This is a genomic window from Piscinibacter sp. (assembly GCF_047600445.1).
GTDB lineage: Bacteria > Pseudomonadota > Gammaproteobacteria > Burkholderiales > Burkholderiaceae_C > Piscinibacter.
This window is the reverse complement of the sequence record NZ_JASGKT010000002.1, coordinates 2,569,306-2,593,104: the sequence shown is the minus strand read 5'-3', so window position 1 is coordinate 2,593,104 and position 23,799 is coordinate 2,569,306. Positions and strand designations below refer to the sequence as shown.

Here is a 23,799-nt window from a genome sequence, read left to right as displayed (position 1 = left end):
CTGCTTTTTGGATCACCGGAGTTCGCCATGGCGCGCCAACCCCGCTGCGCGGCAGCGGGCCTGCTGCATCTTCTCGATCTGCGCTGGTGCGCCGACGTCTCGGCGCTGTTCGGCGAGCCGGAGCTCGACCTGCTGCGCGCCCTGCTCGCCACGGCGCTGCCGCGCCACCAAGTGGCGCTGCATGCCTATGCGCTCGGGCGTTCCAGGGCGCTGCTGCTGCTGACGCCGCAGACCGCGCAGGGGCCGGCGCGGCTGGTGCAGGACCTGGGCCGGCGCCTGGCGGCGGAGATGCGCAAGCGGCACGGCCGCGCCGGCCCGCTGCTGGCGGGGCGCTTCCGCTCGGCGATCCTGCAGGCGGGGCCGCACCTGCTCGATGCGATGCAGTACGTCGAGCAACTGCCGGCGCGCGAAGGCGAGAGCGCCGCTTCGTGGCGCTGGGCCAGCACCGCGATGCACTGCGGTGGTGCGCGCGACGAACGGGTCACCGACCACCCGGAGTACTGGCGCACCGGCAACACGCCCTTCGAACGCGAGGCGCGGCACCGCGCCCGGCTGGCCGAGCCGCTGGGTGCGGGCGTGGTGCAGCGCCTGGAGGCGGCGCTCGCCGGCGGCTGGCCGCTGGGCGACGAGGCCTTTTTGCAGGGGCTGGCGCAACAGTTGCATCGCCCCCTCGCGCGGCGCGCGCCCGGGCGCCCGCGCAAGCCTTTGAAAGTCCAGTGCATTTGATATGTCCCCAATTATTTGATCGGATATTTGCGATCGAAGCTAATTGGGGTCGGATGATGATTGTTTTTCTTGCCGCACCGCAGCAGCGCCGCTATGCTCGCGCCTCCTGCTCCCCGCCGAGAGGGCCGTCATGAGCCAGCACCCACCGCAAGCCAATCCATTCGACGTTCCGCCCGCGCAGGGCCTGTACGACCCCGCCAACGAGCACGATGCCTGCGGCGTCGGCTTCGTGGCCCACATCAAGGGCCAGAAGGCGCATGCGATCGTCGAGCAGGGCTTGAAGATCCTCGAAAACCTCGACCATCGCGGCGCAGTGGGCGCTGACAAGCTGATGGGCGACGGGGCGGGCATCCTGATCCAGATTCCCGACGAGTTCTACCGTGCCGAGATGGCCGCGCAGGGCGTCGAGCTGCCGCCGCCGGGCGAGTACGGCGTGGGCATGATCTTCCTGCCCAAGGAGCACGCCTCGCGGCTGGCCTGCGTGCAGGAGCTGGAGCGCGCGGTCAAGGCCGAGGGCCAGGTGCTGCTGGGCTGGCGCGACGTGCCGGTCGACACCGAGATGCCGATGTCGCCCCGGGTGCGCGCCAAGGAGCCGGTGATCCGCCAGATCTTCATCGGCCGCGGTCCCGACGTGATCGTGCCCGACGCGCTGGAGCGCAAGCTCTACGTGATCCGCAAGACCGCCTCGGCGGCGATCCAGCGCCTGAAGCTCACGCACAGCCGCGAGTACTACGTGCCCAGCATGAGCTGCCGCACCATCATCTACAAGGGCCTGCTGCTGGCCGACCAGGTGGGCCGCTACTACAAGGATCTGCAGGACCCGCGCGTGGTCTCGGCGCTGGCGCTGGTGCACCAGCGTTTCTCGACCAACACCTTCCCCGAGTGGCCGCTGGCGCACCCGTACCGCATGGTGGCGCACAACGGCGAGATCAACACCGTCAAGGGCAACTTCAACTGGATGCGCGCGCGCGAGGGCGTGATGAAGTCGCCGGTGCTCGGCGACGACCTGAAGAAGCTCTACCCGATCAGCTTCGAGGGCCAGAGCGACACCGCCACCTTCGACAACGCGCTCGAGCTGCTGACGATGTCGGGCTACCCGCTCGCGCACGCGGCGATGATGATGATCCCCGAGGCCTGGGAGCAGCACGAGGGCATGGACGAGCGCCGCCGCGCCTTCTACGAGTACCACGCCGCGATGCTCGAGCCCTGGGACGGCCCGGCCGCGATGGTGTTCACCGACGGCAAGCAGATCGGCGCCACGCTCGACCGCAACGGCCTGCGCCCGGCGCGCTACATCGTCACCGACGACGACCTGGTGGTGATGGCCTCCGAGTCCGGCGTGCTGCCCATCGCCGAGAACCGCATCGTGCGCAAGTGGCGGCTGCAGCCCGGCAAGATGTTCCTGATCGACATCGAGCAGGGCCGCATCGTCGACGACGAGGAGCTGAAGGCGCAGTTCGCCTCGGCCAAGCCCTACCGGCAGTGGATCGAGAGCGTGCGCGTCAAGCTCGACGAGCTGCCGGCCGGCGCGCCGGCCGGCGAGTTCGCCGAGTCGCTGCTCGACCGCCAGCAGGCCTTCGGCTACACGCAGGAGGACGTCAAGTTCCTGCTCGCGCCGATGGCCACGGCCGGCGAGGAGGCGATCGGCTCGATGGGCAACGACTCGCCGCTGGCGGTGCTGTCCGACAAGAACAAGCCGCTGTACAACTACTTCAAGCAGCTCTTCGCGCAGGTGACCAACCCGCCGATCGACCCGATCCGCGAGGCCATCGTGATGAGCCTGAACAGCTTCATCGGCCCGAAGCCGAACCTGCTGGACATCAACGCGGTGAACCCGCCGATGCGCCTGGAGGTGGGCCAGCCCATCCTCGACTTCGAGGACATGGCGCGGCTGCGCCAGATCGAGCGCCACACCAGCGCGAAGTTCAAGACCTGCGTGCTCGACATCACCTACCCGCTCGCCTGGGGCGACGAGGGCGTCGAGGCCAAGCTCGCCTCGCTGTGCGCCGAAGCGGTCGACGCGATCGCCGGCGGCCACAACATCCTCGTGATCAGCGACCGCGCGATGGACCGCGAGCACATCGCGATCCCCGCGCTGCTGGCGCTCTCGGCGATCCACCAGCACTTGGTGCGCGAGGGCCTGCGCACCACCGCCGGCCTGGTGGTCGAGACCGGCTCGGCGCGCGAGGTGCACCACTTCGCGGTGCTGGCCGGCTACGGCGCCGAGGCCGTGCATCCCTACCTGGCGATGGAGACGCTGGTGGCGATGCACCGCGACCTGCCCGGCGAGCTGTCGGCCGAGAAGGCGATCTACAACTACGTCAAGGCGATCGGCAAGGGCCTGTCGAAGATCATGTCCAAGATGGGCGTGTCGACCTACATGAGCTACTGCGGCGCGCAGCTCTTCGAGGCGATCGGGCTCGACAAGCCGCTGGTCGAGAAGTACTTCCGCGGCACGGCCAGCCAGGTCGGCGGCATCGGCGTGTTCGAGGTGGCCGAGGAAGCCATCCGCATGCACAAGGCCGCCTTCGGCAACGACCCGGTGCTCGCCGGCATGCTAGACGCCGGCGGCGAGTACGCCTGGCGCACGCGCGGCGAGGAGCACATGTGGACGCCCGACGCGATCGCCAAGCTGCAGCACAGCGTGCGCGGCGACAGGTTCGAGACCTACAAGGAATACGCGCAGATCATCAACGACCAGAGCCGCCGCCACATGACGCTGCGCGGCCTGTTCGAGTTCAAGGTCGACCCGAGCAAGGCGATCCCGCTCGACGAGGTGGAGCCGGCGGCCGAGATCGTCAAGCGCTTCGCCACCGGCGCGATGTCGCTGGGCTCGATCTCCACCGAGGCGCACTCGACGCTGGCCATCGCGATGAACCGCATCGGCGGCAAGAGCAACACCGGCGAGGGCGGCGAGGACCCGGCGCGCTACCGCAACGAGATGAAGGGCATCCCGATCGCCGACGGCACCAAGGTCAGCGAGGTGATAGGCGCCAAGGTGATCGCGGCCGACTACACGCTGAAGGCCGGCGACTCGCTGCGCTCGAAGATCAAGCAGGTGGCCTCGGGCCGCTTCGGCGTGACCACCGAGTACCTGGTCTCGGCCGACCAGATCCAGATCAAGATGGCGCAGGGCGCCAAGCCGGGCGAGGGCGGCCAGTTGCCGGGCGGCAAGGTCAGCGAGTACATCGGCTTCCTGCGCTACTCGGTGCCGGGCGTCGGCCTGATCTCGCCGCCGCCGCACCACGACATCTACTCGATCGAGGACCTGGCGCAGCTCATCCACGACCTGAAGAACGCCAACTCGCGCGCCGACATCAGCGTCAAGCTGGTCAGCGAGGTGGGCGTGGGCACCATCGCCGCCGGCGTCGCCAAGGCCAAGGCCGACCACGTGGTGATCGCCGGCCACGACGGCGGCACCGGCGCCTCGCCGTGGAGCTCGATCAAGCACGCCGGCACGCCCTGGGAGCTGGGCCTGGCCGAGACGCAGCAGACACTGGTGCTCAACGGCCTGCGCAGCCGCATCCGCGTGCAGGCCGACGGCCAGATGAAGACCGGCCGCGACGTGGTGATCGGCGCGCTGCTCGGCGCCGACGAGTTCGGCTTCGCCACCGCGCCGCTGGTGGCCGAGGGCTGCATCATGATGCGCAAGTGCCACCTCAACACCTGCCCGGTGGGCGTGGCCACGCAGGATCCGGTGCTGCGCGCCAAGTTCACCGGCAAGCCCGAGCACGTCGTCAACTTCTTCTTCTTCATCGCCGAGGAGGCGCGCCAGATCATGGCGCAGCTCGGCATCCGCAAGTTCGACGAGCTGATCGGCCGCGTCGACCTGCTCGACACGAAGAAGGGCATCGCGCACTGGAAGGCCAGGGGCCTGGACTTCGGCCGCGTGTTCCACCAGCCGGCGGTGCCGGCCGAGGTGCCGCGCCGCCACGTCGAGCGCCAGGACCACGGCCTGGACCGGGCGCTGGACGTGCGCCTGATCGAGAAGTCGCGGCCCGCGCTCGAGCGCGGCGAGAAGGTGCAGTTCCTCGAAGAGGCGCGCAACGTCAACCGCACCGTCGGCGCGATGCTCTCCGGCGAGCTGATCCGCCGCCACCCCGAGGGCCTGCCCGACCAGACCATCTTCATCCAGATGGAAGGCACCGGCGGGCAGAGCTTCGGCGCCTTCCTCGCCAAGGGCATCACCATCTACCTGATCGGCGACGCCAACGACTACACCGGCAAGGGCCTGTCGGGCGGGCGCATCGCGATCCGCCCGTCGATCGAGTTCCGCGGCGACGCGACGAACAACATCATCGTCGGCAACACCGTGCTGTACGGCGCCACCAGCGGCGAGGCCTTCTTCCGCGGCGTGGCCGGCGAGCGCTTCGCGGTGCGGCTGTCGGGCGCCACCGCGGTGGTGGAGGGCACCGGCGACCACGGCTGCGAGTACATGACCGGCGGCACGGTGGTGGTGCTGGGCAGGACCGGGCGCAACTTCGCGGCCGGCATGAGCGGCGGCATCGCCTACGTCTACGACGAGGACGGCAGCTTCGCCAGGCGCTGCAACACCGCGATGGTGGCGCTCGACAAGGTGCTGACCCGCAGCGAGCAGGAGGCGCAGCTCGACCGCTCGATCTGGCACCGCGGCGAGAGCGACGAGGTGCAGTTGCGCAAGCTGATCGAGGACCACCACAAGTGGACCGGCTCCTTGCGCGCGCGCCACATCCTCGACCACTGGGCCGAGTCGCGCGCGAAGTTCGTCAAGGTGTTCCCGAACGAATACCGGCGCGCGCTCGGCGAGCTGAACGCGGCCAGGCAGGCCGGCGACACCATCGCCAAGGCGAAGAGCAGCGACAAGAAGAGCAAGCCCGTTGCGGCGAAGTAAGAGGCGAGCACGATCATGGGAAAAGTCACCGGCTTCATGGAGTACGAGCGCCTCGAGGAGGGCTACGCGCCCGTGCCAGAGCGCCTGAAGCACTACAAGGAATTTGTCATCGGCCTGAAGGCCGACGAGGCCAAGCTGCAGGGCGCGCGCTGCATGGACTGCGGCACGCCGTTCTGCAACAACGGCTGCCCGGTCAACAACATCATTCCGGACTTCAACGACCTGGTGTACCGGGGCGACTGGAAGAACGCCTTCGCGGTGCTCGACTCGACCAACAACTTCCCCGAGTTCACCGGCCGCATCTGCCCGGCGCCCTGCGAGGCGGCGTGTACGCTGAACGTCAACGACGACGCGGTGGGCATCAAGAGCATCGAGCACGCGATCATCGACCGCGCCTGGGCCGATGGCTGGGTGCAGCCGCGCAAGGCGATCGCGAAGACCGGCAAAAAGATCGCTGTGGTCGGCTCCGGCCCGGCCGGGCTGGCGGCGGCGCAGCAGCTCGCGCGCGCCGGCCACGACGTGACGGTGTTCGAGAAGAACGACGCGCCCGGCGGCCTGCTGCGCTACGGCATCCCCGACTTCAAGATGGAGAAGTCGCACATCGACCGCCGCGTCGAGCAGATGAAGGCCGAGGGCGTGGTGTTCCGCACCAACACGCTGGTGGGCCGCCTGCCCGAAGGCAGCAAGGTCACCAACTGGGCCAAGGACAGCGTCGGCGCCGAGCAGCTCAAGGCCGAGTTCGACGCCGTGCTGCTGACCGGCGGCGCCGAGCAGTCGCGCGACCTGCCGGTGCCAGGGCGCGAGCTCGACGGCGTGCACTTCGCGATGGAGTTCCTGCCTCAGCAGAACCGGCTCAACGCCGGCGGCAAGCTCAAGGGCCAGATCCGCGCCGACGGCAAGCACGTGGTCGTGATCGGCGGCGGCGACACCGGCTCCGACTGCGTGGGCACCAGCAACCGCCACGGCGCCAGGAGCGTCACGCAGTTCGAGCTGCTGGCCATGCCGCCCGAGCGCGAGAACGGCCCGCTGGTGTGGCCGTACTGGCCGATCAAGCTGCGCACCTCGTCGAGCCACGAGGAAGGCTGCGAGCGCGAGTTCGCGATCGCCACCAAGGAGTTCATCGGCGAGAAGGGCAGGGTGACGGCCCTGAAGTCGGTGCGCGTCGAGTGGGTCAACGGCAAGATGAGCGAGGTGCCGGGCAGCGAGAAGATCGTCCCGGCCGACCTGGTGCTGCTGGCGATGGGCTTCGTCAGCCCGGTGTCCACCGTGCTCGAGGCCTTCGGCGTCGACAAGGACGCGCGCGGCAACGCCAAGGCCGGCACCGAGGCGGCCGGCGGCTACAAGACCAACGTCGACAAGGTGTTCGCCGCCGGCGACATGCGGCGCGGCCAGTCGCTCGTGGTGTGGGCGATCCGCGAAGGCCGGCAGGCCGCGCGCGCGGTCGACGAGTACCTGATGGGCGTGAGCGACCTGCCGCGCTGAAGCGGCAGGTCGCCGCCGCGTGATGAATCCATCACGCCGGCGCGCGGGGCTGGTGAGCAGTTGTTTCGCGCGGGCGCCGGCGCGGCGTGATCCGGGGGGGCTTGGTCTACCATCCCCTCGATTCAAGGGATTCCCGCGCCTACCGCATGTCGCATTCGTTCGCCAGCAGTCTCGACGCCCTCAGCGGCTGGAGGCGCGAGCTCGCCAGCCGCCTGGAAGACGTCAACCGCTTCCTCGCCGACCACGACCTCGCCGACACCGCGGTGCAGGGCCAGCTCGACAGCCTGCGCGAGCAGCTCGGCCAGCAGAAGCTGGTGGTGGCCTTCGTCGCCGAGTTCTCGCGCGGCAAGTCCGAGCTGATCAACGCGATCTTCTTCGCCGACGCCGGCCGCCGCGTGCTGCCGGCCACGCCGGGGCGCACCACGATGTGCCCGGTCGAACTGGCCTGGGACGCCGAGGAGCCGCCGTCGCTCGCGCTGCTGCCGATCGACACGCGCCTGTCGGGCCAGTCGCTCGGCGAGCTGCGCAACTTCGCCAAGGCGTGGAAGACCGTCAAGCTCGACGTCGGCAACCCCGAGAAGCTGGCCGAATCGCTGCGCGAGGTGATGCGCACCTCGTGGGTCAGCAAGGACCAGGCGCACGAGCTGGGCTTCTGGAACGACGACACGCCCGACGAGAACCCGCCGCGCGACGAGATGGGCCGTGTCGAGGTGCCGGCCTGGCGCCATGCGCTGATCAACTACCCGCACCCGCTGCTCAAGCAGGGCCTGGTGGTGCTCGACACGCCGGGCCTGAACGCGATCGGCGCCGAGCCCGAGCTGACGCTCAGCCTGCTGCCCACCGCGCACGCCACCGTCTTCATCCTCGGCGCCGACATCGGCGTGAGCAAGTCCGACCTCGCGATCTGGCGCGACCACCTCAGCGGCGACGCGCTGTCGCGCTTCGTCGTGCTGAACAAGATCGACGCGATGATCGACCCGCTGGCCAGCGCCGAGCAGGTGCGCGAGCAGATCGAGCGCCAGCGCAGCGAGACCGCGCGCACGCTGGGCGTGCCGGCCGGGCGCGTCTACCCGCTGTCGGCGCGCCAGGCGCTGGCCGCGCGCGTCGAGGGCGACGCCGAGGGGCTGGCGCAAAGCCGCCTGCCGGCGCTCGAGGCCGCGCTCGGCGAGGAGCTGATGCCGCGCCGGCGCACGCTGCTGGAACACGTGGTGACCGACGCCGCGCGCCAGATCGAGATGCACGTGGCGCGGCGCCTGAACGACAACCGCCGCCAGCTCGCCGAGCAGACGCTCGAGCTGCGCGGCCTGCGCGGCAAGAGCGGCGCCAAGCTGCAGATGCTGCTGCAGCGCGTCGACGCCGAGACCGCCGAGTTCGAGGCCTGCACCACCCGGCTGCAGGCGATGCGCGTGGTGCACAGCCGCATGCTGAAGGACGCGATGGTCGGCCTGTCGTCCGACCGGCTGCGCGAGGAGGTCTCGGCGATGCAGCAGCAGATGGCCGCCTCGCTGCTGAACCTGGGCGCGAAGAAGGCCTTCGTCGCGCTGTGCGAGCGGCTGCGCGCGCTGCTCGCGGCCGGGCAGAAGAACTCGCTCGAGATCCGCCACATGCTCGAAGCCTCGTTCAGCCGGCTCAACGCCGAGTACGGCTTCGGGCTGGTGCTCAACCCCGGGCCCGACCTCGGCCGCTTCGGCGCCGAGCTCGACCTGATCGAGAAGAGCTACGTGCAGTACCTCGGGCTGACGCAGGCGCTGCGCCTGTCGCAGCCGAAGTTCATGGAGCAGTTCCGCCGCATGCTGATGTCCAAGCTGCGCGTGGTGTTCGAGAACGCCAGCGCCGAGCTGGAGATGTGGAACAAGTCGGCCTCGGCGCAGGTGGATGCGCAACTGCGCGAGCGGCGCCGCAACTTCCGCCGCCGGCGCGAGTCGCTGGAGCGCGTGCAGGCCGCCGCCAGCGAGCTGGAGACGCGGCTCGCGGAACTCGATGCGCAGGACCAGCGCCTGCAGGGCTTCCACGGCCGCTGCATCGAGCTGATCGACGAGCTGCGCCAGCAGGCGCGCACCGGCACGCGCGGCGAGGCGTCGAGCGAGATCACCATCGACCTGCCGCTGGACGACTCGCCGACGCCGCTGCCGCTGCGCCTTGTCAAAGCCTGAGTTCGCCGCGCTGCTGATCGCCTGGCAGCGCGAGCACGGACGCCACTCGCTGCCCTGGCAGCGCACGCGCGATCCGTACCGCGTGTGGCTCTCCGAGATCATGCTGCAGCAGACGCAGGTGGCCACGGTGCTGGGCTACTACGAACGTTTCCTGCGCGCCTTTCCCGACGTGCAGGCGCTCGCCGCCGCCACGCAGGACGAGGTGCTGGCGCTGTGGAGCGGCCTGGGCTACTACAGCCGCGCGCGCAACCTGCACCGCTGCGCGCAGGCGGTGGTGGCCGAACACGGCGGGCACTTCCCGCGCGGCAGCGCGCAGCTCGCCGAGCTGCCCGGCATCGGCCGCTCCACCGCGGCGGCGATCGCGGCCTTCTGCTTCGGCGAGCGCGTCGCGATCCTCGACGGCAACGTCAAGCGCGTGCTGACGCGCGTGCTCGGCTTCGGCGGCGACCTGGCCGAAGCCGCCCAAGAGCGCCGGCTGTGGGCGCACGCCGGCGAACTGCTGCCGCACGAAGGCATCGAGGCCTACACGCAGGGCCTGATGGACCTGGGCGCCACGCTGTGCCTGGCGCGCGCGCCGCAGTGCCTGATCTGCCCGGTGCACGGCATCTGCGCCGCGCGGCGCGAGGGGCGGCCCGAGCGCTATCCGGTCAAGACGCGCAAGCTCCAGCGCAAGGCCCGCGAGAACGTGTGGCTGTGGCTGCGCTGGCGCGATCGGCACTGGCTGGTGCAGCGGCCCGCGCAAGGCGTCTGGGCCGGGCTGTGGAGCCTGCCGGAGTTCGACGACACCGCCGCGCTCGGCCGGGCCTCGGCCGGCTGGCCGGGGCAGGGCGAGGCGCTGGCGAGTTTCACGCACGTGCTGACGCACCTCGACTGGACGCTGCATCCGCGGCGCTGGACCTTCCCGGCCGACGCGCCGGCAGCGCACATCGAACGCATCACCTCGGCCTGGCCGGCGGGCCGCTGGTTCACGCGGGACGAGGCGCTGGGCGCCGGCCTGCCCGCGCCGCTGCGCAAGCTGCTGCTCAGCGCGGCTTGAGCACGCCCTGGCCGCGCAGGAATTCGTCGACCAGGCCGAGCCGCACCTGCGCGTCGTCGAGCTCCATCAGGCGCTGCTTGGCGGCCAGCGGAATCGGCAGGATCTCGCACCAGCGGTTGGCCACCCAGCCGGCGTCGTCGAAGCGGTAGGGCGCCTCGAAGGGCTCGACGCCCTGGCTCTTGAGCGAGGCGATGGCGTTGGCCAGGCCGCGCACCGTCTCGTGCACCGCCTCGGCCGGCGCCACCGCGGCATCGCCGGGCAGCAGCTCCGCCTGCGCGACCCACAGCCCGTCGGCCCGCTGCTGCGTCGTGGCGATGCGAAAGCGCCGCGTGCCGCGGCAGCGCAGGTGCAGGATGCCGGGCTGCGCGCCGTCGAGCTCGACGATCTCGGCGAGCACGCCGACGTCCTCGAACACCACGGCCTCGCCGGCGCGCCGCACCTCCTGGCCCTTGTGCAAGGCGACCACGCCGAACGGGCGCTGCTCGCGCAGGCAGGCCGCGGCGAGGTCGAGGTAGCGCGCCTCGAACACCTTCAGGCTGAGCAGCCCGCCGGGGAACAGCACGGTCTGCAGCGGGAACAGCGGCAGCTCAGTCACGCGCGTCCAGCTCGCGGTGCCGCACCAGCGTGCCCGAGCGCGCGCCGAAGCGCCGCGCCAGCGTCTCGGCGAAGTACACCGAGCGGTGCTGGCCGCCGGTGCAGCCGATCGCCACGGTGAGGTAGCTGCGCTGGTCGGCCTCGAAGGCGGGCAGCCAGCGCGTCAGGAAGGCCTCGATCTGCGCCAGCATCTCGCTCGCCTCGGGCTGCGCCTGCAGGTAGGCGACCACGCCCGCGTCCCGCCCGGTCTGCGGCCGCAGCTCGCGGATGTAGTAGGGGTTGGGCAGCACGCGCACGTCGAACACGTAGTCGGCGTCGAGCGGCACGCCGTGCTTGAAGGCGAAGCTCTCGAACACCAGCGTCAGCCCGTTGGACTCGGCGCCCACCAGCTCGCGCATCCAGGTGCGCAACTGCGCCGGACGCAACTGGCTGGTGTCGATCACCGTCGAGGCCTCGCGCAGCGCGGCGAGCAGCTCGCGCTCCAGCTCGATCGCGTCGACCAGCGCGCGCCGGCCGTCGATCGCGCTGTCGCCGCGGCGCCGCGCCGGGCCGGGCCGCGGCGCCTGGTCGGACAGCGGGTGCGGCCGGCGCGTCTCGGAGAAGCGCCGCACCAGCGCGTCGGTGCTGGCGTCGAGGAACAGCGAGGTCACGGCCACGCCCTCGCCCTTCAGCTCGTCGAGCAGCGGCAGCAGGTGCGGCAGCGAGCCGGCGCTGCGCACGTCGACCGCGATCGCGACGCGGCGCTCCGAGCGCTCGTGCTCCAGGCGCAGGAAGGCGCGCAGCAGCTCGGGCGGCAGGTTGTCGACGCAGAAGAAGCCGGCGTCCTCCAGCGCGTGCAGCGCCACCGACTTGCCCGAGCCGGAGATGCCGGTGACCAGCACCACCTCGTGCGGCGCGGCGGCGTCGGCCGGCGCGGGGTGCAGGCGCTCGAGGTGGTCGAGCACCTCGCGGGTGTTGTCGCCCGCGTCGTGCGTGCCGCTCATGGTTTTTGTCCCTTGCGCGGGGCGGCCGGCGCGGCGCCCACGGTCAGCATCTCCTGCGCATGCGCGAGGCTGGTGCCCGACAGGCGCTCGCCGCCGAGCATGCGCGCCACCTCGGCCACGCGCGTCTCGCCGGCGGCCTGCGTGATCTCGCTGGCCACGCGGCCGCCCTGCGTGCGCTTGGCGACGACGAAGTGGTGGTCGGCGCAGGCGGCCACCTGCGGCAGGTGCGTGACCGCCAGCACCTGCCGGTCGCGGCCGAGCTGCTTCATCAGCCGGCCGACGGTCTCGGCCACCGCGCCGCCGACGCCGGCATCGACCTCGTCGAAGATCAGCGTGCCGGCTTCGCCCAGCCGGCTCGTCGTCACCGCGATGGCCAGCGCGATGCGCGACAGCTCGCCGCCCGAGGCCACCTTGGCCAGCGGACGCGGCGTGCTGCCGGCATGGCCGGCGACCAGGAATTCGGCCGACTCCAGCCCGAAGGACTGCGGCGCCTCCTGCGCGGGCAGCGCCACCTCGAAGCGCCCGCCGGCCATGCCGAGCTGCTGCATCGCCTGCGTGACCGCGGCGGCGAGCTTGGGTGCGGCGGTCTTGCGCTGCTTGGAGACGCCGGCCGCTTGTTTGTCGAAGGCGGCCTTGGCCGCATCGGCCGCGCCTTGCAGCGCGGCCAGGTCGGTGGCGGCGTCGAGCGCGGCCAGCTCGCCGCGCCACTGCGCCAGCAGCGCCGGCAGTTCGGCGGGCGGGCGGCGGTAGCGGCGCGCCAGGCTCATCCAGGCCGACAGGCGCTCGTCGAGCGCCTGCAGGCGGCGCGGGTCGAGTTCGGCGCGGTCGAGGTAGCTGGCCAGCGTGTGCGCGGCGTCCTGCAACTGCGCCTGCGCGCCTTGCAGCGCGTCGATCACGCCGGCCAGCGCGGCGTCGTACTCGGCCACGTCCTGCAGCTTGTCGATCGCGAAGCCGGCGAGCTGCCCGGCGTTGGCGTCGCCCTCCGAGACCGCGTCGAGCGCGGCGCGCGCGCCGTCCATCAGCGCCTGCGCATGCGACAGGCGGCGGTGCTCGGCGTCGAGTTCGTCCCATTCGCCCTCGGCCGGCGCGAGCTTGTCCAGCTCGCCGATCTGCCAGGCCAGGCGCTCGCGTTCGCGCTCCAGGCCGTCCTGCGCGCCGCGCGCCTCGTCCAGCGCCTGCCGGGCGCCGCGCCAGTGCTGCCACGCCGCCAGCAGCGGCGCGGTGGCGATGCCGGCGTAGGCGTCGAGCAGCGCGCGCACCGAGGCGCCGCGCGTCAGGCTCTGCCAGGCGTGCTGGCCGTGGATGTCGACCAGCGCGTCGGCCGCTTCGCGCAACTGCGCGACGGTCGCGGCGCTGCCGTTGATCCAGGCGCGGCTCTTGCCCTGCGCGTCGATGGTGCGGCGCAGCAGCAGGGTGTCGCCGGCGTCGAAGCCCGCTTCCTCCAGCCAGGGCGACAGCGCGGGCGGGCGGTCGAACTCGGCGCCGATCTCGGCGCGCGCCGCGCCCTCGCGCACCACGCCGGCGTCGGCGCGGCTGCCCAGTGCCAGTTGCAGCGCGTCGACCAGGATCGACTTGCCTGCGCCGGTTTCGCCGGTGAGCACGCTGAAGCCGCCGTCGAACTCGACCTCGAGTTCGCCGACGATGACGAAGTCGCGCAGTGACAGGCGGCGCAGCATGGCGTGTTCAGGCGACGCCGCTGTTCCAGCGCAGCTTGCGCCGCAGCGTCGCGTAATAGCTCCAGCCGCGCGGATGCAGGAAACGCACCTGGTCGCGCGAGCGCCGCACCGCGATGCGGTCGCCGTGCAGCAGGCTGGCCAGCGCGTGCATGTCGAACGAGACGTTGGCGTCGCGCCCGGCGACGATCTCGATCACCACCTCGGCGGTGTCGGGCAGCACGATGGGGCGGTTCGACAGGTCGTGCGGCGCGATCGGCACCATCGCGAAGCCGGCGATGCCCGGGTGCAGGATGGGCCCGCCGGCCGACAGCGCGTAGGCCGTCGAGCCGGTGGGCGCGGCCAGGATCAGGCCGTCGGCGCGGAAGTTGGCGACGAACTCGCTGCCGATGGCCACCTTCAGCTCGACCATGCTGCTGGCCGTGCCGCGGCTGACCACCACGTCGTTGACCGCGAAGCCCTCGAAGATGCGCTCCTCGTCGCGCCACACCACGCCGGTCAGCATGGAGCGGCGCTCCTCCTCGTAGTCGCCGGCGATCATCGGCGCGAGCGCGGCGGCGAACTCGCCGATCGGAACGTCGGTGATGAAACCCAGGCGCCCCTGGTTGATGCCCACCAGCGGCGTGCCGTGGCGCGCCAGCTCGCGCGCGATGCCGAGCATGGTGCCGTCGCCGCCCACCACCACGGCCAGGTCGCAGTGGCGGCCCAGCTCGTCGGCCGTGAAGGCGCCGTAGTCGGCGATGCCGGTGCTCTGCGCGGTCTGCTTCTCCAGCGACACCTCCAGCCCCTGCCGGGCGAGGAAATGGGCGATCTCCTCCAGCACCGGCCGGATGCCCTGCGCCTGGTATTTGCCCACCAGCGCTGCGTGTCGGAAGCGGTTGCCCATGCGAGGAATTACACCACACGGCCCCTCGGCAAAAAGGCTGTCGCGGCCCGCGCGCCTACAATGAAAACCATGCTGGACGAGCGCGCCAAGACGCTGTTGAAAACGCTGGTCGAACGCTACATCGCGGACGGCCAGCCGGTCGGCTCGCGCACGCTGTCGCGCGCGAGCGGGCTCGAGCTGTCGCCGGCGACCATCCGCAACGTGATGGCCGACCTGGAGGAGCTGGGCCTGATCGCCAGCCCGCACACCAGCGCCGGGCGCATCCCGACGGCGCGCGGCTACCGCCTGTTCGTCGACACCATGCTGACGGCGCAACCACTCGGCGCCGACGCCGCGCCGCCGGAGGCGGTGCTGCCGCCCGACCAGCCGCAGCGCGTGATCGCCAACGCGGCGCAACTGCTGTCGAACCTGTCGAGCTTCGTCGGCGTGGTCACCGCGCCGCGCAAGTCCAGCGTGTTCCACCACATCGAGTTCATGCGCCTGTCGGAGAAGCGCGTGCTGGTGATCATCGTCGCGCCCGACGGCGACGTGCAGAACCGCGTGATCTTCACCGCGCAGGACTACACGCAGGCGCAGCTCGTCGAGGCGAGCAACTACCTGACCGCGCACTACGCCGGCCTGACCATCGAGCAGGTGCGCGAGCGGCTGAAGACCGAGGTCGACGCGCTGCGCGGCGAGATCGCCGCGCTGATGCAGGCCGCGGTGCAGGCCGGCAGCGAGGCGATGGCCGACAGCCAGGAGCAGGTGGTGATCTCCGGCGAGCGCAACCTGCTGACCGTGCAGGACCTGGCCAGCGACATGGGCAGCCTGCGCAAGCTGTTCGACCTGTTCGAGCAGAAGACGCAACTGATGCGACTGCTGGACGTGAGCAGCCGCGCCGAGGGCGTGCGCATCTACATCGGCGGCGAGAGCATGGTGGTGCCCTACGAGGAGCTGTCGGTGGTGTCGGCGCCCTACGTGGTGGACGGCCGCGTGGTCGGCACGCTGGGCGTGATCGGCCCGACGCGCATGGCCTACGACCGCATGATCCAGATCGTCGACATCACCTCGCGGCTGGTCAGCAACGCGCTGAGCGCGAAGTAGCGCCCCATTCGCCGCGTCACGGCGCGTGGCGCAGCGCCTCCACCAGCAGCGCGAGCGCCGGCGACTTGCGGCGGTTGGGGTAGTAGAGGTGGTAGCCCTCGTAGGTCTGGCGCCATTCGCGCAGCACCTCGAGCAGCCGGCCGGCGTCCAGGTGTTCGCGCACGAGCTGCTCGGGCACGTGCACCAGCCCGACGCCGGCCAGCGCCGCCTCGACGATCTGCAGCAGGCTGTTGAGCACCAGTTGCCCGTCGACCTTGATGCGGTGCTCCTTCGCGCCCTTGCGGAAGCTCCACGCGAAGTAGCCCTGCGCCGGCAGGCGCAGGTTGACGCAGTTGTGCTCGATCAGCGCCTGCGGGTGCCGCGGCCGGGCGTGGCGCTCGAGGTAGGCCGGCGCGCCGACCACCACCATGGGGATGTCGGGCCCGATGCGCACCGCGATCATGTCCTTGGAGACCAGCCCGCCGCGGCGCACGCCGGCGTCGTAGCGCTGCCCCACGATGTCGGCCAGGCCGTAGTCGGTGGCGATCTCGACCTGGATGTCGGGGTAGCTCGCCATGAACGCCGGCAGCGCCGGCCACAGCACCGAGCGCACCGCGTATTCGTCGGCGGAGATGCGTATCGTGCCGGCCGGCCGGCCGCGCAGCGCGCTGATCTGCGCCAGCCCCTGCCGGATCTCCTCCATCGCCGGCCCGACCAGCGCGCGCAGGCGCTCGCCGGCCTCGGTGAGCGAGACCTTGCGCGTGCTGCGCAGGAACAGCGGCATGTCCATGCGCTCCTCCAGCGCGCGGACCGTCTGGCTCAGCGCCGACTGCGACACGCCGAGCCGGGCGGCGGCGCGCGTGAAGTTCTGTTCCTCGGCCACGACGAGGAAAGCCTGGAGGTCACGCAGCTTGGCGTCGCTCATTGATAAGAAATCCTGATAAGAGCATACGCATGCTACGGCCTAGTCGAAGTATCCGACGATCCGCAGAATGGGTTTACACCCGACCCGATCGAAGGAGCCAACATGAAATCGGTGACGTTCAAGAACAGGACCTGGGACGTGGCGGCCGAACTGCGCCTGCCCCCGGGCTTCGACGAGACCCAGCGCTACGCGGCCATCGTCTGCGTGCACCCGGGCAGCAGTTGCAAGGGCCAGACCGCCGGCCTGTACGCGGCCCAACTGGCCGAGCAGGGTTTCGTGACCATCGCCTTCGACGCCTCGTTCCAGGGCGAGAGCGGCGGCGAGCCGCGCTACCTGGAAGACCCGGCCACCCGCGTCGAGGACGTGCGCTGCGCGGTGGACTACCTGGTGACGCTGCCCTTCGTCGACGACGAGCGCATCGGCGTGCTGGGCGTGTGCGCCGGCGGCGGCTACGCGGTCAACGCCGCGCTGACCGAAAAGCGCATCAAGGCGGTCGGCAGCGTGGTCGGCGCCAACATCGGCGCGCTGAACCGCGCCGGCGACGCGATCGCCACGCTGGAAGCCATCGGCAAGCAGCGCACGGCCGAAGCGCGCGGGGCCGAACCGATGATCACCCCCTGGATCCCGAACTCGACGCAGGAGCGCGACGCCGCCGGCATCACCGAGGCCAACGTCGACGTCTTCCAGGCCGTCGAGTACTACCGCACGCCGCGCGGGCAGAACGCCTGCGCGCCCAACCGGCTGCGCTTCACCAGCATGGGCAGCGTGATCGCCTTCGACGCCTTCCATTTGGTGGAGGAACTGCTGAACCAGCCGATCCAGATCATCACCGGCTCGGTGCCCGGCGTCTTCGGCTCGAAGAAGGACGGGCAGGAGCTCTACCGCCGCGTGAAGGGCGAGAAGGATTTGTTCGTCGTCGAGGGCGCCACGCACTACGATCTGTACGACCAGCCCGAGCCGGTCGCCAAGGCGGTGGCCAAGCTGGTGCCGTTCTACAGGAAGCACCTGGGCGCTTGAAACACCTGCCGCGCCGCCGCCTGGCCCGCCTCGCCGGCGGGCTGCTCGTCATTGCGACCATCGCCTGGAGCGTTCACGCCATGTTCAGCCCCGTGATCGGCGACTACGCCGCCTCGCCCCAGTCGCGCGAGGGGCGCTTCCACAACCCGCGCCCGGCCGGCCCCGGCGACATGCCGGAATCGCTGCTGCGCGTGTGGTGGACCTTCCTGTTCGACAAGCCGGCCGGCACCGTGCCGGCGTCGCCGCTGCCCATCCACCGCCTGAGCCGCGCCGAACTGGACGCCGCGCCCGAGCGCAGCCTGTACCGGCTGGGCCATTCCACGCTGTTGATGAAGCTGCGCGGCCAGTGGTGGCTGACCGACCCGGTGTTCTCGCAACGCGCCTCGCCGGTGCAGTTCTTCGGCCCCAAGCGCTTCCATACGCCGCCCATCACGATCGACGAGCTGCCGCCGATCCGCGCCGTGATCCTCTCGCACGACCACTACGACCACCTCGACCGCGACGCGGTGCGCGCGCTGGCGGACAAGGTGGCGCTGTTCCTCACGCCGCTGGGCGTGGGCGACCGGCTGGCCGACTGGGGCATCGCGCGCGACAAGATCCGCCAGTTCGACTGGTGGCAGGGCACCGAGCTCGACGGCCTGCGCCTGACCGCCACGCCCGCGCAGCACTTCTCGGGGCGCGGCCTCGGCGACGGCAACCGCACGCTGTGGGCCTCGTGGGTCATCGAGGACGGCGGCTACCGCCTGTTCTTCAGCGGCGACAGCGGCTACTTCGACGGCTTCGCCGAGATCGGCCGCCGCTTCGGCCCCTTCGACCTGACGCTGATGGAAACCGGCGCCTACAACGTGCAGTGGCCCTACGTGCACATGCTGCCGCCGCAGACCGTGCAGGCCCACCAGGACCTGCGCGGGCGCTGGCTGCTGCCCATCCACAACGGCACCTTCGATCTGAGCATGCACACCTGGGAAGACCCGTTCGAGCAGGTGCTGCACCACGCCGCCGAACGCGGCGTGCCGGTCGCCACGCCGACGATGGGCGAGCGCGTCGACCTGAACGCGCCGCACGAAGGCAGCCGCTGGTGGCGCGCGCTTTCACCCCAACCGCTTTCACTCTCGACAAGGACACAGCCATGAGCAAGATCTGGTTCATCACCGGCGCATCGTCCGGTTTCGGCAAGACGCTGGCCGAGGCCGTGCTGGCCAGGGGCGACAGCGCCGTCCTCACCGCGCGCCGGCTGGAGCCCTTGCAGGCCATCGCCGCCGGCCACGGCGAACGCGCGCTGGCGCTGGCGCTGGACGTGACCGACGCCGCCGCGCGTGCCGCCGCGCTGAAGGCCGCCCATCAGAAGTTCGGTCGCATCGACGTGCTGGCCAACATCGCCGGCGCCGGCTCCCACGGCGCGCTGGAGGAGTTCACGTCGCAGCAGATCCGCGCGCAGATGGAGCTGAACTTCTTCTCCGCCGCCGAGCTGTCGCGCGAGGTGCTGCCGCAGATGCGCGCGCGCCGCAGCGGCCACATCCTCAACCTGACCAGCATCGCCGGCCTGGTGGCCTTTCCCGGCAGCGGCCTGTACAACGCCTCCAAGTTCGCGCTGGAAGGCTTCACCGAAGCGCTGCACCACGAAGTCAAGCCGCTGGGCGTGCGCGTGACGCTGATCGAGCCGGGCGCCTTCCGCACCGGCTTCGCCGGCAGCGCGGCGATGAAGGCCGCCGGCAGCATCGCCGACTACGCGGCGCTGGACGCCGGCATGGACGCCTACTACGCTTCGCAGAACGGCCGCCAGATGGGCGACCCGGTCAAGGGCGTGCAGGTGATCGTCGACATGGTCGACGGCGACAGCGCGCCGGTGCGCCTGATGCTGGGCGAAGACGCCTACCAGCTCTGGGACAGCGCCGTCGCCTCGCGCGGCCGCGACCTCTCGAAGTGGCGCGCACGCGGCGAGGACACGGCCTACCCCGACGCCGTGAAGAACACCGCCCAGGCGCTGTAGCGCGGCAACTATCTGGCGGGAGCCATGGCCGTGATGGTGATGGCGCCGTTGAGCCGGGCGGCGGTGAACTTCACCTTGTCGCCTTCCTTCAGCCCGTCGAGCATCGCGGGGTTTGCCACCCTGAAGACCATGGTCATCCCTGGCATGTCGAGGCTCGCGATGGGGCCGTGCTTGAGCGTGACCTTGCCCTGCGCCTTGTCGACCTTGCGAACTTCGCCGTCGGCCATGCCCGCATCGGCGTCGGTCGCGCCAGCCGCCTGGGCGGTATGTGAGGTGTGCGCGTCGGGCGCGCCGGCCTGCGCATGCGCATCGAACGCAAGCGAGAGGCCCAGGGCGGCGATGAGTCGGATGGTGTTCATGGCGTGCTCCTTCACTTGACCGTCAGCTTGCCGACCATGCCGGCTTCGAAGTGTCCCGGCTGCAGGCACGCGAACTGGAACTCGCCGGCCTGGCTGAACTGCCAGACGATGTCGCCGGCCTTGCCGGGCTGGACGTGGGCCATGTTCGCGTCGGCGTGCTCCATCTCCGGGAACTTCTGCATCAGCGCGGCGTGCTCGGCGATGGCCTCCTGGGTGCCGAGCACCATCTCGTGCAGGACCCGGCCCCGGTTGCGCACCACGAACTTCACGGTCTCGCCCTTCCCGACCGTCAGGCTCGCCGGGGTGAAGCGCATGTCGTCGCTCATGTCGACCTCGATGGTTCGTGCGACCTTCTTCGGGTTGCCCTCCTGACCGAAGGCGGTCGCCTCGACCTTCTTCGGGTCGTAGGCGCGCGGCTTGGTGTGTGCCTCGTCGCCGTGCGCCCAGGTGATGGGCGACAACGCGAGCAGGGCCGTGGCGAGGGCGATGGGGATGAACTTGGGTTTCATGGGGAGGCTCTCGGAAGTGGACGATCGAGATGGAATCAGTGGCCTGCGTGGCCGTTGGGTTTGCGAACCTGGAGCGTTCTTGCGTCGGCCTCGGGCGCGGCGGCGCGTGGCGCTTCCGGCACGTCGGCCGTGTACTCACTGGCGAGCGTGCCGGCCGGGTGCCGGTAGGGGCCGGGATCCCGGTAGTCGCCGCGGGCCAGGTCGTCGCGCACCCTGACGACGCTGAACATGCCGCCCATGCCGACGGCTCCGAATGGGCCGGAGCCGGTCATCATCGGCAGCGTGTTGTCGGGCAGGGGCATCTCCATCTCCGCCATGTCGTGCATGCCCTTGTCGCCCATCACCATGTAGTCGGGCACGAGGTTCGCGATCTTCTTGGCGACATCCCCGTGCTCGACGCCGATCATGGTCGGCACGCCGTGGCCCATCGCGTTCATCGTGTGGTGGCTCTTGTGGCAGTGGATGGCCCAGTCGCCCGCGACGGCGTCGAACTCGAAGGCCCGCATCTGGCCGACGGCCACGTCGGTCGTGACCTCCGGCCAGCGCGCGCTCTTCGGCACCCAGCCGCCATCCGTGCCCGTGACCTCGAAGTGCGGCCCGTGCATGTGGATGGGGTGGTTGGTCATGGTCAGGTTGCCCACGCGGATGCGCACGCGCTCGCCCGTGCGCGCGACGAACGGGTCGATGCCCGGGAACGCGCGGCTGTTCCAGGTCCACAGGTTGAAGTCGAGCATCGTGTTCACCCGCGGCGTCGCGCTGCCGGGTTCGATGTCGTAGGCGTTCAGGATGAAGCCGAAGTCGCGGTCGACCTTGAACTGCCTCGGGTCCTTCGGGTGGATGATGAACAGGCCCATCATGCCCATCGCCATCTGCACCATCTCGTCGGCGTGCGGGTGGTACATGTGCGTGCCGGGGCGCTGGAGCATGAACTCGTACATGAACGTCTTGCCGACGCCGATGGGCGGCTGCGTCAGGCCCGCCACGCCGTCCATGCCGGAAGGCAGCAGGATGCCGTGCCAGTGCACGCTGGTGGGTTCGGGCAGCCGGTTGGTGACGAAGATGCGAACGCGGTCACCCTCCACCGCCTCGATGGTCGGGCCGGGGCTCGAACCGTTGTAGCCCCACAGGTTCGCCTTCATGCCCGGTGCGATTTCGCGCACGACGGGTTCGGCGACGAGGTGGAACTCCTTGACGCCGTTTTTCATGCGCCAGGGCAGCGACCACCCGTTCAAGGTCACGAGCGGCTGGAACGGCCGGCCGTTGGGTGGTGCAGGCGGCAACTGCGTGGCGGCGGAGGTCTGGACGACGGCTTCCGGCAGCAAGGCCGCGCCGGCGCGGCCGACCGCGGCGGCGCCCAGGAGCGTGGCGCCGGCAGCCTTGAAGAGAGTTCTGCGACGTGTCATGGTGGGTGTCTGCGTCAATGGCTGGTGGACCGGCCCGTCAGCGCGGTCTGCAGGTCGGTCTCGGCGAGCCAGTAGTCGCGCAGCGACTCCACGGCGCCGGCGACGCCGGCGATCTGGTCCTTGGCGTCGGCCAGCAGCTCGAACACGCTGGCGAGCATGCCGTTGTAGCGAAGCAGGTTCTCGTCGGAGATGCGCTTGCGCAATGGAACGACTTCGTCGCGGTAGTGCCGCGCCACGTCGTAGGCCGTGCGATAGGCCGAATACGCCTCGCGCACCTCGGACTGCGCCTTGACGGCCACGGCCGCGGTTCGATGCACCGACTGCATGTAGCTCGCCTCGGCGCGCGCCAGGCTGGCGGAGCCGAAGTCGAAGAGCGGCAGCTCGAGTTCGATCTCGTAGCCGTTGGCGCGCGACTCGCCGGTGGCGCTCCTGTTCTGGTAGCCCGCGTGCAGGACGTTGACGAAGCGCGTGGCACGGGTCAGGCCCAGCGACTTCGCGCTCGCTTCGGTGGAACGCCTCGACATCAGCACGTCGAGGCGCTTCTCCATCGCGATCCGCTCCGCGCCCGCGGGTTCGGCCGGCGCGGCCGGCAGATCGGGAAGCCGCTGCGGCAGCCGGAGCCCGGGCTGGTCGGCCGAGAGGCCCAGCGCGCGAACCAGCCGTTCGCGGGCCGCGACGGCCTGGTGGCGGGCCTTCGCGAGGTTCGTCGTCGCGTCCGAGTGGAACGACTGCTCGCGCATCTGCTCGAGCTTGTTGAAGTTGCCCGCCGCGGCCATGCGGCTGGCCAGCTCGTTCGACGCGTCGGCGGCCTCCATGACCTGGCCGAAGTAGCCCGCCAGTTGCTGCGCGGCGACCGCCTCGAAGAAGGCCTTGCGCGCCTCGGCGGCGACGCCCACGGTCTCGTAGGCCGCCTGCAGCTGCGCCTGCTCGAAGCGGGCTTGCTCCACCTGCCGGGCCACGGGCATCGTGAACAGGCCGAGCACGTCGAACACGACGGCACGGTCGATCTCGACGGCGCCGTTGCCGCTCAGGCGCCCGAAGCGCAGCGACGGGTTGGCCAGGCGACCGGCGCGCACCAGATCGGCCTCGGCGATGCCCAGCTCCGCATAGCCGGCCTGGAGCTCCTGGTTGTTGAGCAGCGCGACTTCCACGGCGGAGTCCGCGCTCAACGGCACCCCGAGCAGTTCAGCGACGCGTGCCCGCGCGGAGTCGGCCTGCGCGGGTGTGCGCTGGTACGACGGCGACTGGCCGACACGCTCCTTCGTCAGTTGCTCGACCGAGGCGAACCCGCCGTCTTGAGAGAACGATGCGCAGCCGCCCAGCAGCAGCGCTGCGATGGCGGCGGCGGCGGCACGCCCGGAGGCGGGCGCCGGTCTGGAGAGAAAAATACCCATTCGAAGTCATCCGAAGTACCGACAACAGTGGTCGGAGAAGCAGCCCGTGCGATGGCCGCACGAGCCCCATCGGGCCTCCCGCGGAGGCCTTGCCGGGTCAGATGCTTCGTGGAGGACGCTCGGGGCCGTCCGAGAGGAAGCTCGGCGCCAGGGCGGAGAGGCTGGGCAGCGGTGCGTCGACGAGGCCGCTGGGCTCCGCGACCCCGGCGATGTCGCTGACGAGCGGCGTGAGCGAACAGAACGCGGTGCAGAAGCTGCACTTGTCCTGGTCGGCGGTGCCGTGGTCGTGCTGCGTGCCGTCGGCGTGCCGGTGCTGCGCATGAACCTCGGCATGGCGGGCATGACCATGCCCATGACCGCCCGCGCACAACATGGCCGCCGCCAACGCACCCTGCAGGGGGAGCATGGCAGCGAGCAGCACCAGGAGCCAGAGGCGAAGCAGCTTCACGGGCGAAAGGGTAGCAGACCGGCGCGGGCACTCGATCCCCGCATGCGACAATCCCGCCCCGTGGGCCGTTAGCTCAGTTGGTTAGAGCAGAGGACTTGACGGCGACTCCCTACCCCCTGGCCCTGCGGCCGGGGCATGGGACGAGCCAGACGGGTTGCTCAAGGCAAGTTCGCTCTGCCTTGAAGTAGAACTTCTCAAATTCGGTGGACGCTAAGGCGCTGACGCGCTATGCCAACGCCGAGCGAAGCCCTCGCCGGAGGGAACGTGTAGAGACTCGACGGGAAGGCCG

The 23,799-nt window shown here is 70.6% G+C and carries 19 protein-coding genes; 9 read left to right on the top strand and 10 right to left on the bottom strand.

Annotation, left to right across the window (positions count from 1 at the left end):
• The first annotated feature begins 27 nt into the window (after positions 1–27).
• The 5 genes from QM792_RS16330 to mutY all read left to right on the top strand — a co-directional run bounded on the left by QM792_RS16330 (position 28) and on the right by mutY (position 10,267).
• Positions 28–726, top strand: coding sequence for a transposase (locus tag QM792_RS16330; RefSeq protein WP_415151158.1), 699 nt, complete (start codon positions 28–30; stop codon positions 724–726).
• A 130-nt stretch (positions 727–856) separates the two neighbouring features.
• Entirely contained in the window at positions 857–5,596 is a 4,740-nt protein-coding gene (locus QM792_RS16325; protein WP_415151157.1) for a glutamate synthase-related protein, read from the top strand.
• Between the two features lie 15 nt (positions 5,597–5,611).
• Positions 5,612–7,078, top strand: a complete 1,467-nt coding sequence (locus QM792_RS16320) for a glutamate synthase subunit beta (RefSeq protein WP_415151156.1) — start codon at positions 5,612–5,614, stop codon at positions 7,076–7,078.
• 146 nt (positions 7,079–7,224) lie between these two features.
• Positions 7,225–9,231 carry a dynamin family protein gene (locus QM792_RS16315; RefSeq protein WP_415151155.1) on the top strand — a complete coding sequence of 669 codons (2,007 nt, stop codon included), beginning with the start codon at positions 7,225–7,227 and terminating at the stop codon, positions 9,229–9,231.
• Positions 9,218–10,267, top strand: a complete 1,050-nt coding sequence (mutY, locus tag QM792_RS16310; protein WP_415151154.1) for an A/G-specific adenine glycosylase — start codon at positions 9,218–9,220, stop codon at positions 10,265–10,267. Before QM792_RS16315 ends, mutY begins: the two co-directional genes overlap by 14 nt.
• Here mutY and QM792_RS16305 read toward each other — a convergent pair.
• From QM792_RS16305 to QM792_RS16290, 4 genes are read right to left on the bottom strand one after another with little or no spacing between them, the layout of a single operon-like run.
• Complete coding sequence (locus QM792_RS16305; protein ID WP_415151153.1) at positions 10,254–10,862, bottom strand: LON peptidase substrate-binding domain-containing protein; 609 nt, start codon at positions 10,860–10,862, stop codon at positions 10,254–10,256. The genes mutY and QM792_RS16305 overlap by 14 nt on opposite strands.
• The gene (gene rapZ / locus QM792_RS16300; protein ID WP_415151152.1) at positions 10,855–11,844 is read right to left on the bottom strand and encodes an RNase adapter RapZ; all 990 of its coding nucleotides are present in this window, start codon (positions 11,842–11,844) and stop codon (positions 10,855–10,857) included. The genes QM792_RS16305 and rapZ overlap by 8 nt, the downstream gene beginning before the upstream one ends.
• On the bottom strand, positions 11,841–13,520 hold the full coding sequence (recN, locus tag QM792_RS16295; protein WP_415151151.1) for a DNA repair protein RecN: 1,680 nt from the start codon (positions 13,518–13,520) through the stop codon (positions 11,841–11,843). Before recN ends, rapZ begins: the two co-directional genes overlap by 4 nt.
• A gap of 7 nt (positions 13,521–13,527) precedes the next feature.
• Positions 13,528–14,403, bottom strand: a complete 876-nt coding sequence (locus tag QM792_RS16290; RefSeq protein ID WP_415151150.1) for an NAD kinase — start codon at positions 14,401–14,403, stop codon at positions 13,528–13,530.
• 69 nt (positions 14,404–14,472) lie between these two features.
• On the opposite strand from QM792_RS16290, the gene hrcA reads away from it, so the two are divergent.
• Positions 14,473–15,486: a heat-inducible transcriptional repressor HrcA gene (gene hrcA, locus QM792_RS16285; RefSeq protein WP_415151149.1), complete on the top strand. Its 1,014-nt coding sequence runs from the start codon at positions 14,473–14,475 to the stop codon at positions 15,484–15,486.
• 16 nt (positions 15,487–15,502) lie between these two features.
• Here hrcA and QM792_RS16280 read toward each other — a convergent pair whose 3' ends face one another.
• A complete protein-coding gene (locus tag QM792_RS16280) occupies positions 15,503–16,390 on the bottom strand; it encodes a LysR family transcriptional regulator (RefSeq protein WP_415151148.1) in 888 nt (295 codons plus the stop codon).
• Positions 16,391–16,492: 102 nt separating this feature from the next.
• Between QM792_RS16280 and QM792_RS16275 the strand changes: the two genes are divergently transcribed.
• The 3 genes from QM792_RS16275 to QM792_RS16265 all read left to right on the top strand — a co-directional run bounded on the left by QM792_RS16275 (position 16,493) and on the right by QM792_RS16265 (position 19,397).
• Complete coding sequence (locus QM792_RS16275) at positions 16,493–17,407, top strand: alpha/beta hydrolase (RefSeq protein ID WP_415151147.1); 915 nt, start codon at positions 16,493–16,495, stop codon at positions 17,405–17,407.
• An 80-nt stretch (positions 17,408–17,487) separates the two neighbouring features.
• On the top strand, positions 17,488–18,540 hold the full coding sequence (locus QM792_RS16270; RefSeq protein WP_415151146.1) for an MBL fold metallo-hydrolase: 1,053 nt from the start codon (positions 17,488–17,490) through the stop codon (positions 18,538–18,540).
• Positions 18,537–19,397: an oxidoreductase gene (locus tag QM792_RS16265; RefSeq protein ID WP_415151145.1), complete on the top strand. Its 861-nt coding sequence runs from the start codon at positions 18,537–18,539 to the stop codon at positions 19,395–19,397. Before QM792_RS16270 ends, QM792_RS16265 begins: the two co-directional genes overlap by 4 nt.
• 8 nt (positions 19,398–19,405) lie before the next feature.
• Here the strand turns inward: QM792_RS16265 and QM792_RS16260 are convergent, their stop codons facing one another.
• From QM792_RS16260 to QM792_RS16240, 5 genes are all read right to left on the bottom strand, one after another.
• Positions 19,406–19,756, bottom strand: a complete 351-nt coding sequence (locus tag QM792_RS16260; protein ID WP_415151144.1) for a copper-binding protein — start codon at positions 19,754–19,756, stop codon at positions 19,406–19,408.
• An 11-nt stretch (positions 19,757–19,767) separates the two neighbouring features.
• Positions 19,768–20,265: a plastocyanin/azurin family copper-binding protein gene (locus QM792_RS16255; protein ID WP_415151143.1), complete on the bottom strand. Its 498-nt coding sequence runs from the start codon at positions 20,263–20,265 to the stop codon at positions 19,768–19,770.
• Positions 20,266–20,300: 35 nt separating this feature from the next.
• On the bottom strand, positions 20,301–21,668 hold the full coding sequence (locus tag QM792_RS16250) for a multicopper oxidase family protein (protein WP_415151142.1): 1,368 nt from the start codon (positions 21,666–21,668) through the stop codon (positions 20,301–20,303).
• A gap of 14 nt (positions 21,669–21,682) precedes the next feature.
• The gene (locus tag QM792_RS16245; RefSeq protein ID WP_415151141.1) at positions 21,683–23,062 is read right to left on the bottom strand and encodes a TolC family protein; all 1,380 of its coding nucleotides are present in this window, start codon (positions 23,060–23,062) and stop codon (positions 21,683–21,685) included.
• Between the two features lie 97 nt (positions 23,063–23,159).
• Positions 23,160–23,510 carry a hypothetical protein gene (locus QM792_RS16240; protein ID WP_415151140.1) on the bottom strand — a complete coding sequence of 117 codons (351 nt, stop codon included), beginning with the start codon at positions 23,508–23,510 and terminating at the stop codon, positions 23,160–23,162.
• Positions 23,511–23,799: the final 289 nt, after the last annotated feature.